This window comes from Microbacterium sp. LKL04 (assembly GCF_900102005.1).
Taxonomy (GTDB): Bacteria; Actinomycetota; Actinomycetes; order Actinomycetales; family Microbacteriaceae; genus Microbacterium.
The window spans coordinates 2,556,821-2,570,119 of record NZ_LT627736.1 but is presented as its reverse complement, the minus strand read 5'-3'; the positions used below and the strand labels follow the sequence as shown (position 1 = coordinate 2,570,119).

General features: G+C 69.8%; 16 protein-coding genes. 6 read left to right on the top strand and 10 right to left on the bottom strand.

Annotated features, from left to right (window positions below):
* Positions 1-5: 5 nt before the first annotated feature.
* Entirely contained in the window at positions 6-404 is a 399-nt protein-coding gene (locus tag BLP38_RS12595) for a DUF4259 domain-containing protein (RefSeq protein ID WP_231916505.1), read from the bottom strand.
* Positions 405-488: 84 nt separating this feature from the next.
* On the opposite strand from BLP38_RS12595, the gene BLP38_RS12590 reads away from it, so the two are divergent.
* Both BLP38_RS12590 and BLP38_RS12585 read left to right on the top strand, forming a co-directional pair.
* Positions 489-1,352, top strand: coding sequence for a hypothetical protein (locus tag BLP38_RS12590; RefSeq protein ID WP_091358275.1), 864 nt, complete (start codon positions 489-491; stop codon positions 1,350-1,352).
* A gap of 10 nt (positions 1,353-1,362) precedes the next feature.
* Positions 1,363-2,145, top strand: a complete 783-nt coding sequence (locus BLP38_RS12585; RefSeq protein WP_091358270.1) for a hypothetical protein — start codon at positions 1,363-1,365, stop codon at positions 2,143-2,145.
* 13 nt (positions 2,146-2,158) lie between these two features.
* Here BLP38_RS12585 and BLP38_RS12580 read toward each other — a convergent pair whose 3' ends face one another.
* From BLP38_RS12580 to BLP38_RS12570, 3 genes are all read right to left on the bottom strand, one after another.
* Positions 2,159-3,073: a glycine betaine ABC transporter substrate-binding protein gene (locus tag BLP38_RS12580; protein WP_091358266.1), complete on the bottom strand. Its 915-nt coding sequence runs from the start codon at positions 3,071-3,073 to the stop codon at positions 2,159-2,161.
* A gap of 89 nt (positions 3,074-3,162) precedes the next feature.
* Complete coding sequence (locus BLP38_RS12575; RefSeq protein WP_091358262.1) at positions 3,163-4,152, bottom strand: ABC transporter permease; 990 nt, start codon at positions 4,150-4,152, stop codon at positions 3,163-3,165.
* Positions 4,152-5,450: a quaternary amine ABC transporter ATP-binding protein gene (locus tag BLP38_RS12570; protein WP_091358259.1), complete on the bottom strand. Its 1,299-nt coding sequence runs from the start codon at positions 5,448-5,450 to the stop codon at positions 4,152-4,154. Before BLP38_RS12570 ends, BLP38_RS12575 begins: the two co-directional genes overlap by 1 nt.
* A gap of 377 nt (positions 5,451-5,827) precedes the next feature.
* Here BLP38_RS12570 and BLP38_RS12565 point away from each other — a divergent pair, with 377 nt between their 5' ends.
* The 4 genes from BLP38_RS12565 (at position 5,828) to BLP38_RS12550 (ending at position 9,091) form a co-directional block, all read left to right on the top strand.
* On the top strand, positions 5,828-6,994 hold the full coding sequence (locus BLP38_RS12565; protein ID WP_091358256.1) for a MalY/PatB family protein: 1,167 nt from the start codon (positions 5,828-5,830) through the stop codon (positions 6,992-6,994).
* 128 nt (positions 6,995-7,122) lie between these two features.
* Complete coding sequence (locus BLP38_RS12560) at positions 7,123-7,506, top strand: GntR family transcriptional regulator (RefSeq protein WP_091358253.1); 384 nt, start codon at positions 7,123-7,125, stop codon at positions 7,504-7,506.
* On the top strand, positions 7,503-8,399 hold the full coding sequence (locus tag BLP38_RS12555; protein ID WP_091358249.1) for an ABC transporter ATP-binding protein: 897 nt from the start codon (positions 7,503-7,505) through the stop codon (positions 8,397-8,399). The genes BLP38_RS12560 and BLP38_RS12555 overlap by 4 nt, the downstream gene beginning before the upstream one ends.
* A complete protein-coding gene (locus BLP38_RS12550) occupies positions 8,396-9,091 on the top strand; it encodes a hypothetical protein (RefSeq protein WP_091358246.1) in 696 nt (231 codons plus the stop codon). The genes BLP38_RS12555 and BLP38_RS12550 overlap by 4 nt, the downstream gene beginning before the upstream one ends.
* Before the next feature lie 75 nt (positions 9,092-9,166).
* On the opposite strand, the gene BLP38_RS12545 is transcribed toward BLP38_RS12550, so the two are convergent.
* The 6 genes from BLP38_RS12545 to BLP38_RS12520 form a co-directional block, all read right to left on the bottom strand.
* Entirely contained in the window at positions 9,167-9,457 is a 291-nt protein-coding gene (locus tag BLP38_RS12545; RefSeq protein WP_018187867.1) for a chorismate mutase, read from the bottom strand.
* Positions 9,458-9,495: 38 nt separating this feature from the next.
* The gene (locus BLP38_RS12540) at positions 9,496-11,037 is read right to left on the bottom strand and encodes an alpha-L-fucosidase (RefSeq protein ID WP_091358242.1); all 1,542 of its coding nucleotides are present in this window, start codon (positions 11,035-11,037) and stop codon (positions 9,496-9,498) included.
* Positions 11,038-11,101: 64 nt separating this feature from the next.
* Positions 11,102-11,836, bottom strand: a complete 735-nt coding sequence (locus BLP38_RS12535) for a ComEA family DNA-binding protein (RefSeq protein WP_091358239.1) — start codon at positions 11,834-11,836, stop codon at positions 11,102-11,104.
* A complete protein-coding gene (locus BLP38_RS12530; protein ID WP_091358236.1) occupies positions 11,833-12,339 on the bottom strand; it encodes a hypothetical protein in 507 nt (168 codons plus the stop codon). The genes BLP38_RS12535 and BLP38_RS12530 overlap by 4 nt, the downstream gene beginning before the upstream one ends.
* On the bottom strand, positions 12,336-13,073 hold the full coding sequence (locus tag BLP38_RS12525; protein ID WP_091358234.1) for a 4Fe-4S single cluster domain-containing protein: 738 nt from the start codon (positions 13,071-13,073) through the stop codon (positions 12,336-12,338). The genes BLP38_RS12530 and BLP38_RS12525 overlap by 4 nt, the downstream gene beginning before the upstream one ends.
* Positions 13,070-13,276 (bottom strand): DUF2997 domain-containing protein, encoded by a 207-nt coding sequence (locus tag BLP38_RS12520; protein ID WP_091359855.1) that lies wholly within the window; start codon positions 13,274-13,276, stop codon positions 13,070-13,072. The genes BLP38_RS12525 and BLP38_RS12520 overlap by 4 nt, the downstream gene beginning before the upstream one ends.
* Positions 13,277-13,299 lie beyond the last annotated feature (23 nt).

Genomic DNA, 13,299 nt, shown 5'->3' with positions numbered 1-13,299 from the left:
GCGCGTCAGGCGGGGAGCGCGTCCCGCAGCCGGGCGAGCGTCGCCCGCCAGTCGTCGAGCCCGTCCGCGTCGGCCCACAGCTCGGCGAGCTCGGACTCCCCGCCGACCTTGTCGAGTGCGGCGCGAGCGGCGGTCACCGCGGATGCCGGAGGTGCTCCCACCCGGCCGAGGAACCCTTCCACCGACTCGGTGTCCTCCTCCTCGGACAGCGCGAGGCCCGCGCCGTGAGCGACGACCGCCGCCGCGGCGACCGCGACCTCGTCGAGGCCCGAGTCCGTCTCGTCTTCGCCGAGATAGTCCCGCAGCACGTCGCTGACGACGTCCCACGAATCCGCCTCATCGAGTTCCCATGCCCAGTCCGCCGCGGTGTCGTTGCCGAACGGTTCTTCACTCCATGTGCCCACGCCGCAGAGCGTAGCGAGCGGAAGCGACATCCAGAACGGCCGATCCCTGGGAGCGCGTCCACCGGTCGCGGATAGCATGGCGGCATGCAGCTCTGGATCGTGGGGATCGGAGCCGCGCTGGCCGAGTTCTGGTGGGTCGCCCCCGCCGCTGCAGGAGCCGGTGCGGTCGGGTTCGTCGGCGTGCGCCGCGGCCGGACGACCCGTGCCCGTCGCCTCGCCCTCACCGCCGCGCAGCGCGAACTGCAGCAGGCGCGCACCGACGCCGTCGGCGCGCGCGCCGCGGCGCGCGTCGCGCAGGCCGAGCTCAGCCGCGTCGACGCCGAACGCGCCACTGGGCGCGCCCGCCCCGACGACGTCCGCGCCGCGCGTCGGGCCCTCGAGACCGCGCAGCGCGCCAAGGCCGCCGCGAGTGCGACGATCCGCGTCGCCCGCGCCCGCGTCAGCGCGGAACGAGCCGCCGTGCCCGCCCGCGGCACGGACCCGAAGCATCTCCCGCTCGCGCGTCTCATGGCCGCCCACGATGCGATCGCGGCGCGATGGATGGAGTACGAGACGGATGCCGCCCGCCGCCTCGCGTTCCCCGCGCTGAGCGACGTGCGCGTCCCCGCGACGGCCGAGTTCCTGCGCCTCGAGGGCATCGCCCGCGAGCACCGCCCGGCATCCCCCACCGCTCCTCTCACCCCCGAGCAGTTCACGGCGTACCGCTCCGCCGTCGACGACGCCGGTCGTGCTTTCGGCGTCGCCGAGCAGGAGGCCTGGCGTCTCGCCGGGCACCGCCCGAACGACGCGCCGACCGACACAGCGGCGCCGCTGTGGAGCGTCATCGCGTCCGAGGCGATCGCGCGATCGGTCGACGGCATCGCGCGCGCGGCGGAGGGCGCGGCATCCGCTCTCGAGGCCTACCGGTCGCGGCGCGACGGTCGTGACCGCGACCAGCCGCGCCCGTAAGGTGTAGCGAGTGGACGGATTCTGGGCCTTCGCGGGCAACTACTGGTGGCTCGTGTTCCCGCTCTTCGGGCTCGCCTCTGCCGCGAGTGGATCCTTCGCCGCGGCCTCGAAGCGCCGCCACAAGCACCGCCTCGAGATCATGAAGGCGAAGGCGGAGCTCACCGCCGCCCGCGCCGCCGCCAAGCGCGGCATCGGCTCCGCCGCGGCGGCCGAGGTAGAAGCCCCGTCGCAGTCCCTCACCGACCAGGCCGACGACCTCCGCGCCGTCCACGACGAGGTCACCCACCGCTGGCTCGACTACGAGCTCGACGTCGCGAAGCTCATCGCGTTCCCGTCGATGAGCAACGGCCGCGACCCCCTCACCGCCGGATTCCTCCGCGCCAAGAAGATCGCCGATCGCGCGCGCCCCGCCGACGGCTCCAAGCCCACCGCGGAGCAGATCGCCGAGTACCGCCGGGCCGTCACCGACTTCGAGGTCGCCTTCGACCTCGCCGAGCGCGAAGCCCGTCGCACCCGTGATTCGGGACTGACGGATGCCGAGCGCAAACGCCTGGCGACGGCATCCCGCATGCTCGCCGTCGCCACCGACGATGCCGCAACCCCTGCTGAGCGTCACCTCGCCTACCAGCGCGTCCGCGAGGAGATCGACGGGCTCATCGCCCTGTCGGACGAGGCGGTCGAGGTGCTCGAGAAGAAGGTCGCCCAGCCGATCACCGAGCGCCCGAACACCGAGCGCCGGGACACCGAGCGCCGGAACGACGAAGGGGACCCGGCCGAAGCCGGATCCCCGTGACGTCGCCGACCGATCAGTCGGTGACGATCGTGTCGTAGGCGTCGGGGTTCTCGGTCAGCCACTCGTCGATGGCCTCGGCGTACTTGCCCTCGCCGTATTTGTTGACGACGGTGTCCTCGAGACTCGCGTACTGCTCGTCGTCCAGCGTGATGCCGGCGATGAGCTCAGCCGCCTCGGGGTACTCCTCCGTGAAGCCGTCGGTCGCGAGGAAGTGCAGGGCCTCGGCCTCGCCCATCGCGCCCTTCGGGTCCTCGAGGTCCTTGAGGTTGTACCGGTCGTTGGCCCAGAACGGACGCCACGAGGTCACCACGATGTCGCGCTGCGCCGCCTCGGCGCTGTCGAGCTCGGTGAGCATCGCCGCAGTCGACGAGGTCACGAGCTCGTAGGTGTCCTCGAGGCCGTACTCGGGGAGCATCGACTCCTGCGTCTGCTTCGTCAGACCCGCACCCGGCTCGATGCCGTAGATCTTCCCGCCGAAGCGGTCGGCGTTCGCCTTCAGGTCGTCGATCGAGTCGATGTCGACGTAGTCGGGCACCGCGATGGTCAGCTTCGCGCCCTCGTAGTACGCACCGAGGTCGTCGATCTTGTCGCCGTACTTGTCCATGTAGGACTTGTGGGTGAGCTCGGGCCAGGCCGACGGGTAGATGTCGACATCGCCCTGCGCGAGACCGGCGTAGAGCGGCCCTGCCTCGGTGAGCTCCTGCATCTTGACCGTGTAGCCGGCCTTCTGGAGCTGGTCCTCGAGCAGGTAGGCGGTGCTGAGACCGTCGGTCCACGAGGGCAGGTAGCCGAGGGTGATGGTGCCGAGGCTGTCCTCGCCGCCCTCCTGCGCGCCGCCCGCGGCCTGGTTGCCGGTGGCGCAGCCGGCGAGGGCGAGGGATGCCGCAGCCCCGATCGCGAGGATCCCGGTCAGGTGTCGCTTGTTCATGAGTGCCTTCCGTATGTGATTGCTGGTTCCGTATCGTGCAGGTCCGGGTGCAACCGGACCGTGCGGCGCGAGGCCGCACGTGTGTGGGGTCAGATCCCGCCCGTGGCGATCGGTGCGCGGCGCGGGGATGCCTGCTCACGCTCTGCCTCGGTGGCCGCATCCTGCGCAGCGTCCTGAGGATGCGACGCATCGCCGCCCTTCTGACCAGGTGTCCGGCGACGCGCGATCGCACCGAGAAGCGATCCCCGCTGGTTCTTCAGCGCACCGAGCGCTCCCGTGAGGCGGTCGAGGTAGACGGCGAGGATGACGACGCTGAGGCCCGCCTCGACGCCCTTCGCGATGTCGACCGTGGACATCGCCTGGACGATCTCCTTGCCGAGGCCGTCGGCGCCGGCGATACCGGCGATGACCGCCATCGACAGCGCGAGCATGATCAGCTGGTTGATGCCCGCCATGATGCTCGGCATGGCCAGCGGGAGCTGCACACCGCGGAGTATCTGGCCGGGAGTCGCACCGAACGCGTGACCGGCTTCGACGGTTTCACTGTCCACGCCGCGGATGCCGAGCTCGGTGAGACGCACACCGGGGGGCAGCGCGAAGATCACCGTCGCGACGACGCCCGGCACGACGCCGATGCTGAAGAAGACGATCGCGGGGATCAGGTAGACGAACGCCGGCATGCTCTGCATGAGGTCGAGCACGGGGCGGAGGATCGCGCTGAACGTGTCGTTCCGAGCTGCGGCGATGCCGAGCGGCACGGCGATCACGACGGCGATGATGGCCGCCACGAGGACGAGCGCGAGGGTCTGCATCGAGGTCACCCACTGGCCGACGCCCAGGATGAGGACGAAGCCGACGACGGTGCCGATGGCGAAGCGCCACGAGCGCAGCAACCACGCGAGCGCGGCGAAGACGACGATGACGGCGACGATCGGCAGCGAGAGCAGCGCGTTCGCGAGCGCGTCGACCAACCAGCCGACGACGGCCGAGACGCCCGACAGCAGCCAGCCGAGGGTGTCGCGGATCCAGTCGACGCCGGCGTCAGCCCATTCACCGATCGGAATGCGGAAACCATCCATCAGCGCACCTCCTCCTTCTCGGCGGCGGGGCCGTCGACCGCGCCTCCGGCGAGTGCTTCGTCGATCACGGAGCCGGGCACCGGGTCGAGGATCACCGGGATCTCCGTTGTCTCAGTGGTGGAGGGTCCGAGCGCCGTGAGCAGCGTGATGCGGGGGATGACGCCGACGAGGCGGCCCTCGGCATCCGTCACCGCCAGCGGCAGCGGCGACTCGGCGGCGGGGACGAAGAGGTCCATGAGGACGTCGTCGCGGCCGACCGCCTGCGGCACGGGGCGCAGGAGCGACGAGATCGTCGTCTCGCCACGGCGGACGAGCTTGAGGGCGTCGCGGTCGCTGATCATGCCGAGGAGCTTGCGGCTGCGGTCGGTCACGTAGACGGCGGCCATGCGGGCGTCGCGCATGGTGCGCAGCGCCGTGCGGGGGCCCGCTGCCTCGGTCACCGACACCGAGCCGGGTCGTTCCATGACGTTCGCCGCCGTGAGGACGCGGGCGCGGTCGACGTCCTGCACGAACTGCTCGACGTAGTCGTTGGCGGGGTCGGTGAGGATGTCCTCGGGGGTGCCGATCTGCACGATGCGGCCATCGCGCATGACCGCGATCCGGTCGCCGAGGAACATCGCCTCGTTGAGGTCGTGCGTGATGAAGATGATCGTCTTCTGCAGCTTCTGCTGCAGGTCGAGCAGCTGCTCCTGCATCTCGCGTCGGATGAGCGGGTCGAGGGCGCTGAACGCCTCGTCCATCAGTAGGATGTCGGTGTCGGCGGCGAGCGCGCGGGCGATCCCGACGCGCTGCTGCATCCCGCCCGACAGCGCGGACGGCAGCTTGTCACCCCAGCCCTCGAGGCCGACGAGGGCGAGGATCTCCTCGGCCTTCGCAAGGCGCTCGGCCTTGCCGACGCCCTGCAGTTCGAGCGGGTAGGCGACGTTGGCGGCGACCGTGCGGTGCGGCAGCAGGGCGAAGTGCTGGAACACCATCGCGATGCGCTCGCGACGGATGCCGCGGAGCTTCGAGGCCGGGATGCCGGTGATCGGCTCACCGTGCACGAGGACTTCTCCGCCGGATGCGTCGTGCAGACCGTTCAGCATGCGGATGATCGTGGACTTCCCCGAGCCGGACAGACCCATGATCACGAAGATCTCGCCCCGCTCGACGCGGAAGCTCGCGTCGATGACGGCGGCGGTCCCCGCGTCGCGGACCTGGTCCCGGGGTTCCCCGGCCTTCAGGCGCTTGACCGCCTGGCCGGGGTTGCGTCCGAAGACTTTGAACAGATTCTTCGCTTCGACAGCGGCAGTTGTCACGTGCTTCCCTCGGCGGGCGCGCACGCGTCCGCATCGGTAGCGTCCGGGTGGCGATCACCGGCATCCGCACGAGCGAAATGTCACTCGAGTGCAGAGCTTCGGCGACGAACATCGGGATCGTCGCCCAGACCGCCGACCATACGAGCGCTCGTCGCCGGCTCCCCAGGAAGTCGGTTCGAACGGCCGCGGACTGGTCGTCGAGGGCACTGGGCCCGCCTTCGACGGTAACGAAGTCGGTTGACATGGATCAAATCGAGCCACCCTCTTGACCATGTCGAAATGCGACGGTATTCCGCGCGCGCGGCAGTCGGAACAAGCCTCACCGACCCTCGGGGGTGCAGAGTGGGAGGGTCCGCCCGGAATGAGGAGCACCACGCATGAGCGAGTTCGCCCGACGCATCGACGCCACGACGATCGACCACCTGCGGTCGACGGGTGCCACCAAATGGTCGGCGGAGGACGGGACGCTCGGTGCGTTCGTCGCCGAGATGGACTTCGGGATCGACCCGACGATCACGGCGGCGCTGCACCGCGCGGTGGATGCCGGGTCCTTCGGATACATGCCGCGCGGGATCAGCGCCGACCTCTCCGACGCGACCGCCGAGTTCGTGGCGCGCCGGTACGGCTGGGGGGTCGCGGCATCCGACGTCCAGCCGATCCCCGACGTGATCATGGGACTCGAGCTCGCCATGGAGCACTGCTCCGCACCGGGCTCGAAGATCATCGTCCCGACACCGTCGTACATGCCGTTCCTCTTCGTCCCCCCGATGCGCGGGCGCGAGGTCATCGAGGTGCCGCTCGCCGTCCGCGAGGGTCGGTACGAGTTCGACCTCGACGCCCTGCAGCGGGCGTTCGACGACGGTGGCAACCTCCTGCTGCTCTGCAACCCGTACAACCCGGTGGGCCGGGTCTTCAGCCGCGCTGAGCTCCTCGCGATCTCGGAGGTGGTCGAACGCAACGGCGGCCGGGTGTTCTCGGACGAGATCTGGGCACCTCTGGTCTACGGCGGCTTCACCCACACCCCCTACGCCACGGTCTCTCCCGCCGCGGCGCAGCACACCATCACCGCGATGAGCGCCTCGAAGGCCTGGAACCTGCCGGGTCTCAAATGTGCGCAGCTCGTGCTCACGAGCGACGCGGACCGCGAGGTCTGGGAGGAGATCGGCCCGTTCTCAGGTCACGGCACGAGCAACCTCGGCGCGATCGCGAACACCGTCGCGTACCGCGACGGGGACCCATGGCTGGCCGATCTGGTGCCGTACCTCGAGCACAATCGCGACACCCTGCTCGAGCTGCTTGCCGAGGAGATCCCCGACGCATGGATGCCGAAGCCCGAGGGGACGTACGTCGGGTGGATCGACTTCCGCGCCACCGGCATCGGCGATCGTCCCGCGGAATTCTTCACGCGCGAGTCGTCGGTCGTCCTCACCGAAGGAACGATGTGCGGCGTCGCCGGGACCGGCTTCGCCCGCCTGATCTTCGCAACTCCGCGGCCGATCCTCGAACAGGTCGTGCGCCGTCTCGGCGCGTCCCTTCGGGCCTGACCGCCCGCTGATCGGATCCCGCGGCCCCTGGGGGTCGCGGGATTCGTCGTATCCGGGTGTTGACACCCCCTAGGTTCAGTGGTTACCTACTGATGTAACTAACCCACTAACGAGAACGCGGAGTCGGAATGGTCGACGAAGGACGCCCGCTCTTCCTGCAGATCGCGGAGAGCGTCGAGGACTCGATCATCGACGGCACCCTGTCCGAGCTGGAACAGGCGCCGTCGACGAACGAGCTGGCGGCCTTCTACCGCATCAATCCGGCCACCGCGGCGAAGGGAATCGCGATGCTCACCGACAAAGGCGTCCTCGTGAAGCGCCGCGGCATCGGCATGTTCGTCGCCGACGGCGCTCGCGAGCTGCTGCTGACCGAACGGCGATCGGCCTTCGCCGACCGCTACCTCGACCCGCTCCTCGACGAGGCACGCAAGCTCGGCCTCGGACCCGACGACCTCGCCCGCCTCCTGGCGGAGCGCGCCCAGACCACCACCACGAAAGGAACGTCACGATGACCGCCGTCATCGAGGTGAAGAACCTCACCAAGCGTTACCGCGACACGATCGCCGTCGACGACGTCTCGTTCTCGATCGAGCGCGACGCCATCTACGGCCTGCTGGGCCGCAACGGCGCCGGCAAGACGACCGTCATGTCGATCCTCACGGCGCAGAACTTCGCCACCGCGGGCGAGGTCCGCGTCTTCGGCGAGCCGCCCTACGAGAACGCCGCCGTCCTCAGTCGCATGTGCTTCGTCCGCGAAAGCCAGAAGTATCCCGATGACGCGACGCCGACGCACGCCTTCCGCATCGCGCGACTGTTCTACCCGAACTGGAATCAGACCGTCGCCGACCAGCTCATCCGCGAGTTCCGTCTGCCGATGAAGACCCGCATCAAGAAGCTCTCGCGCGGTCAGCTCTCGGCCGTCGGAGTGATCATCGGGATCGCAGCGCGCGCCGAGGTCACCTTCTTCGACGAGCCGTACCTGGGGCTGGATGCCGTCGCGCGCCAGATCTTCTACGACCGGCTCCTCGAGGACTACGCCGAGCATCCCCGCACGATCATCCTGTCGAGTCACCTCATCGACGAGGTCGCGAACCTCCTCGAGAAGGTCATCGTCATCGACGGGGGTCGGATCATCATGGACGAGGACACCGAGTCGATCCGCGGTCGCGCCTCGACGATCGTCGGCGACACCGCGGTCGTCGAGGAGTTCGTCGCCACTCGCGAGGTCATCCACCACGAGAGCCTCGGACGGATCACCAGCGCCACCGTGATCGGCGCGCTGAGCGCCGAGGACCGCAGCGAGCTCGCCCTGGCCGGCCTCGACGTCCTGCCGGTCTCTCTGCAGCAGCTCATCGTGCGGCAGACGCAGAACGCCGCCAAGACGGACGAAGGAGCACTCCGATGAACCGCACACTCAACGTCGTGCGCATGCAGCTGGTCAACCGCTCCACCTTCATCTGGGTGCCGTTGATCGTCCTGGGCGGCACGGTCGCCATCAGCCTGGCCATCTTCTGGCTCCTCGCGGGCAACGTCGAGTCGACGACCATGTTCGGCGGCGGAGCGCAGGCTCCCCTCTGGTACTTCCTGGCCGTCGGCATCCAGGCGCTCACGCTGAGCTTCCCGTTCGCGCAGGCGATGAGCGTGACGCGGCGCGAGTTCTACCTCGGCACTCTGCTGACGGCCGCGTTGACCTCGGTCGGTCTGGCCGTGCTCTTCGTGGTCGGCGGGCTGATCGAATCGCTCACGCGCGGCTGGGGCATGAACGCCTACATGTTCCGCCTGACCTGGATCTGGTCGCAGGGACCGCTCGTCGCGGGACTGTTCTTCGCCGTCGTCGCGATGCTGTTCTTCGTCGTGGGGTTCTTCTTCGCGAACGTCTACAAGCGGTGGGGCAACCTCGTCCTGACCGTCCTGCTGATCGCGCTGGCGCTGGTGTTCATCGTGATCCTGTGGATCATCGGTCGAGCGGATGCCTGGGGGCCGGTCTTCGCCTGGTTCGGGTCGCTGACCCCGATCGCTCTGACGGGCGCGTTCGTCCTCGTCATCGCGGCGTTGGCCGCGATCTCGTACGGCAGTCTCCGGCGGGCCATCGCCTGACCAGCCGCCGACCGACGGGGCCGGGATCGCACATGCGGTCCCGGCCCCGTCGTCGTGCTGTGCGGAACGCGCCGATCAGCGCTCTTCAGCCGCTTCCGTGTGATGGCGGATGACCTCCGCCACCACGAAGTTGAACCACTTCTCGGCGAACTCGGGATCGAGGTCGGCCTCTTCGGCGAGCCGGCGCAGCCGCGCGGTCTGCTGCTCCTCGCGGGAGGGGTCGGATGCCGGCATCCCGTGCTCCGCCTTGAGGACGCCGACCTGCTTCGTGCAGCGGAACCGCTCGGCAAGCATGAAGACGAGGGCGGCGTCGATGTTGTCGATGCTGGATCGCAGGGTCTGCAGCTGGACGTTCGGGTCGGTCATGATTCCTCCGGCGACGAGAGTACCGCGGTCGATGATGGTCAGCCGTGCAGGAAGTCCTTTCGCGACGGCTCGTGCACGGGTTCGAGCCAGAGCTTCACGACGACGCCGACGGCGGACGGCGGGGTCTCGGGCAGGGTGACGCGCAGGGCGTCGGCATCCTGCGACCACTCCGCGGGCCCCGCGCCGAGCACGGTGAGCTCCGCGATCCGGCGCCCCAGCAGTCCGCTCGACCGCCCCCACGAGCGGATGCGGGCGACGCCGTCCTCGGGCCACCGCAGGACGGTCGCGTACAGGTAGTCGCCGGTGACGTCGGTCCGGGTCGTGAAACGGACGTCCTCCGACGTGTAGGGCGCGAACGCGTCGTCGATCATCGACCCCGCGACGACCTCCGTCGGCCCCTCTCCGGGGATGAGCCACGGCCGCGACCCGAAGACCGCCTCGCCGTTCACCGTGAGCCAGTCGCCGATCCCCTCCAGCAGCTCGCGCTCGGCCGGGGCGATCGTGCCGTCGGCCTTCGGACCGATGTTCAGGAGCAGGTTGCCGTTCTTCGCGACGACGTCGACGAGCTCGCCGACGAGGTCGTCGAGGCTCTTGTAGTCGTGGTCCTCGATCCAGCCCCACGACGTCTTGCCGACCGAGCTGTCGTTCTGCCAGACATCGGGACGGATGCCGGGCATCGCCCCGCGCTCGATGTCGTAGACCGCGCTCCCCTCCGCGAACGCCGTCCACTTGTAGTTGATGACGACCCCGCGGCCCCACTCCGCGGCGCGGTTGTAGTAGTACGCCGCGAGCAGGCGGAGATAGGGCTCGAAGGCGGGCTGTTCGAGCCACCAGTCGAACCACAGCACTTGCGGCCGGTACCGGTCGATGATCTCGACGGTCCGCAGCAACCAGTCCTCGAGGAACTGCTCGTTCGGCGCCGTCTCCTCGCGCTGGGCAGGACCATAGAAGTCCGAGAAGCGGGCATCGCGGACGTCGGAGTCGAACCGCATCCCGCCGTTCATGAAGAACCAGTGCTCCGCCCGGTGCGACGAGGCACCGCGCACCATCCACGCGTCGTCGACGGCCGTCATCAGCTCGCCGAACACGTCGCGTCGCGGACCCATCTGCGCTGCGCTCCACCGGGAGCGGGCGGTGTCGTACATCGCGAAGCCGTCGTGGTGCTCTGCGACCGGCACGACGAACTGCGCGCCCGCGCGACGGAACACCTCCGCCCACTCGGCGGGGTCGAAGCGGTCCATCGTGAACGAGGGGATGAAGTCCTTGTACCCGAACCGATCGTGCGGCCCGTAGGTCGCGCGGTGGTGTTCGAACGCCCGGTCGGCCTCGAGGTACATCGTCCGCGAATACCACTCCCCCTGTGCCGGGACCGACGGGATGCCCCAGTGGATGAAGATGCCGAACTTCGCATCGCGGTACCAGAGGGGCGCCTCGTATGCGCGCAACGATTCCCACGTCGCGTCGAACGGGCCGGCGTCGACGACGGCGCGGACAGCGGCGAGCGCCGCCGAGTTGTCGCTCACGTCGACGCGAGGAGGGAGGGATGCCGGGTCGAGGGGCTTGAGGGGAGAGTCGGCCATGCCACGATCCTGGCTCCGACCGGCCGGGGCTGCAACGTGGGAGTCGTGGTCGTCGGGAGATCCCTCAGAGATCCACACGTCGCCCGAAGCGGCGCTCGCCCCGCGGCCGCGGCGAGCATGTGGCAGCCGAGCGCAGCCGGACGATCTCGTGCGGCTGCAAGCCCGCCGCTTCGCCGAAGTCCTCGACCGAGACGAAGCCGCCGTTCTTGGTGCGCACCTTCACCGCCCGACGTGCCTTGGTGCGGCTGAGCCCCGGCAGGTCGGCGAGCTCATCCGCCGTCGCTGTCTGCACGTCGACGGGCTCGGCCGGTTCCGCCGGTGCGCGCGCCTGGAGAAGATCCGCGGAGGTGGCGCCGACGGCGTCCGCCAGCCGGACCGACTCCGGCAGCGGCGCGACCTTCACCGCGGAGCGCTTCCGTCGGGTGCTGCTGCGCGACGACGTCGACCGCGTGGATGCGGCCGACCGCGCGGGCTGCGACGCGCGCCCGCCCGCGGAACGACGCTCCCAGCGGGTCCGCAACCAGCCGGGGTTGATCATGAGCGCACCGACGATGCCCCCGAGGTGGCAGACCGCGTTCACGACGCCCGTGAACGGCCCCCACAGCTCGAACAGGACCGTCAGTGCGAGTGCACCGCTAGCCACGCCGATCACCCATGCCGCACGCCTGCGCGACGCCGTCGCGACGACGAGGAAGCCGAGCCATGCGACCGCCGGCCCGATGAAAGGGAGGAGGAGCCATGAACTGGTGCCGATCAGCCAGCCCCAGGTCGGGACGTCCTCGCGGGACGACGTGGTCACGCGTAGTCCCGCACGTTCAGGACCATCGTGACCGTGTCGTCGTCGTCACGCGTCTCGGAGACGAGCTCGAAGCCGGCCTGGTCGGCGCGCGAGCGGATGCGCTCGGCGACGGCGCGCTGCACGTGACGGGCGTAGGCGGCATCCAACTGCGTCATGAGGGAGGTCGCCTCGGCTTCGGTCACCTCGTGGCCGTCGAGGCGCGACAGGTGTGCGCCCCACACACCGTCGTCGGTGCGCGACATGACGATCTCGACGCCGTCGATGGTCGCCGTCAGAGCGCCGTTTGCGATCGCCGCGTCCGCTGCGCCGAGGTCGGCGAGCGCCGCCGCGAGCAGGTCCGGGTCCTTCATGCGGGTCTGCACTGCGATCGGCACGGCCTCCGACTCGCCCCGGGGGTCCGACTTCGCGCCGGAATTCATCGCGATCGCGCCGAGCGCGCCGGTCCCGCCGACGGCCGCCGCGGCGGCGAGCGCGGCGGGCAGGAGGATCAAGGAGATGCTCATCGGATGGTTCCCTTTCCCACGGATGCGGCGCGGTCCCCGCGCACGCCCAGATCGTCCAAGAGTTCGGCGAGCGCGGCATCCGTCGCCCAGCCGTTGACGGAGACCGCACCGTCCACCGCAATGCGCACCTCGAGCGAGTCCCGTCCCCCGTCGCGCGCGATGCGCTCGACGTCGGGCGCGTACCGCGGGGTGAGCGCGCGGATCGACTGATTCCGCGAGCCGATCCACGGCCGGCGCGTATCGGGGAGGTCCCGGAGGTACGGACCGTCGCACAGCAGATCCGTCGCCGCGAGCAGACGCGAGATGTCGTCGCGCTCCGCCGACCACGCCTGCAGCCGGTCGAGCGTGTATCCCGAGAAGGCCATGACGCCGAGATCGGCTCCGCGGAACGCCTCGGCCACGACGGCGAGCGCACCGGCCTGGTCGAACGGTTCCCCGCCTAGCAGCGTCACGCCCTCGGCGCCGACCGCGTGCGCCTCGGCGATCCAGCGGTCCGCGAGCGCGGCGGGGTCATCGAGCAGCGCACCCCGCTCAGCCCACATGTGCGGGTTGAAGCATCCGGGGCAGCGGACCGCACACCCCTGCACCCAGACCGCTGCCCGCAGCCCCGGGCCTTCAGCCGCGGTGGCCGGCACGAAGCGGGACCACCGCAGCGCTGCGCCGCTGCGCGCGGGCGGTGTCGTCCCGAGAAGGCTCCCCTCCCCGCCGACGCCGAGCGACTGGGCGACGATCACCGGTCCCGATCCTCCTGCAGGAGCGAGTCGGATGCCGTCGCTCCGGTGCGCGTGTAGTCCTCGGTGAACTGCGACGAGGTCGTCTCGGCTTCCAGCAGCGCTTCGAGCTGCTCGATGTAGTCGAGGCATTCCGCCCCGGTCATGCCGAAGGTCTCGGCGGCGACGGATCCGTCGGGCCGCAGCTGCACCACGAGCTTCTTCATGTCCACTCTCGTTCCTCACCCGA

Excerpts from the sequence above, each read along its gene's own strand:
- BLP38_RS12550 (WP_091358246.1), top strand. The coding sequence starts at position 8,396 with ATGAACCGCACACTCAACGTCGTGCGCATGCAGCTGGTCAACCGCTCC.
- BLP38_RS12530 (WP_091358236.1), bottom strand. The coding sequence starts at position 12,339 with ATGAGCATCTCCTTGATCCTCCTGCCCGCCGCGCTCGCCGCCGCGGCG.
- BLP38_RS12575 (WP_091358262.1), bottom strand. The coding sequence starts at position 4,152 with ATGGATGGTTTCCGCATTCCGATCGGTGAATGGGCTGACGCCGGCGTC.
- BLP38_RS12580 (WP_091358266.1), bottom strand. The coding sequence starts at position 3,073 with ATGAACAAGCGACACCTGACCGGGATCCTCGCGATCGGGGCTGCGGCA.
- BLP38_RS12520 (WP_091359855.1), bottom strand. The coding sequence starts at position 13,276 with ATGAAGAAGCTCGTGGTGCAGCTGCGGCCCGACGGATCCGTCGCCGCC.
- BLP38_RS12555 (WP_091358249.1), top strand. The coding sequence starts at position 7,503 with ATGACCGCCGTCATCGAGGTGAAGAACCTCACCAAGCGTTACCGCGAC.
- BLP38_RS12540 (WP_091358242.1), bottom strand. The coding sequence starts at position 11,037 with ATGGCCGACTCTCCCCTCAAGCCCCTCGACCCGGCATCCCTCCCTCCT.
- BLP38_RS12560 (WP_091358253.1), top strand. The coding sequence starts at position 7,123 with ATGGTCGACGAAGGACGCCCGCTCTTCCTGCAGATCGCGGAGAGCGTC.
- BLP38_RS12590 (WP_091358275.1), top strand. The coding sequence starts at position 489 with ATGCAGCTCTGGATCGTGGGGATCGGAGCCGCGCTGGCCGAGTTCTGG.
- BLP38_RS12565 (WP_091358256.1), top strand. The coding sequence starts at position 5,828 with ATGAGCGAGTTCGCCCGACGCATCGACGCCACGACGATCGACCACCTG.
- BLP38_RS12545 (WP_018187867.1), bottom strand. The coding sequence starts at position 9,457 with ATGACCGACCCGAACGTCCAGCTGCAGACCCTGCGATCCAGCATCGAC.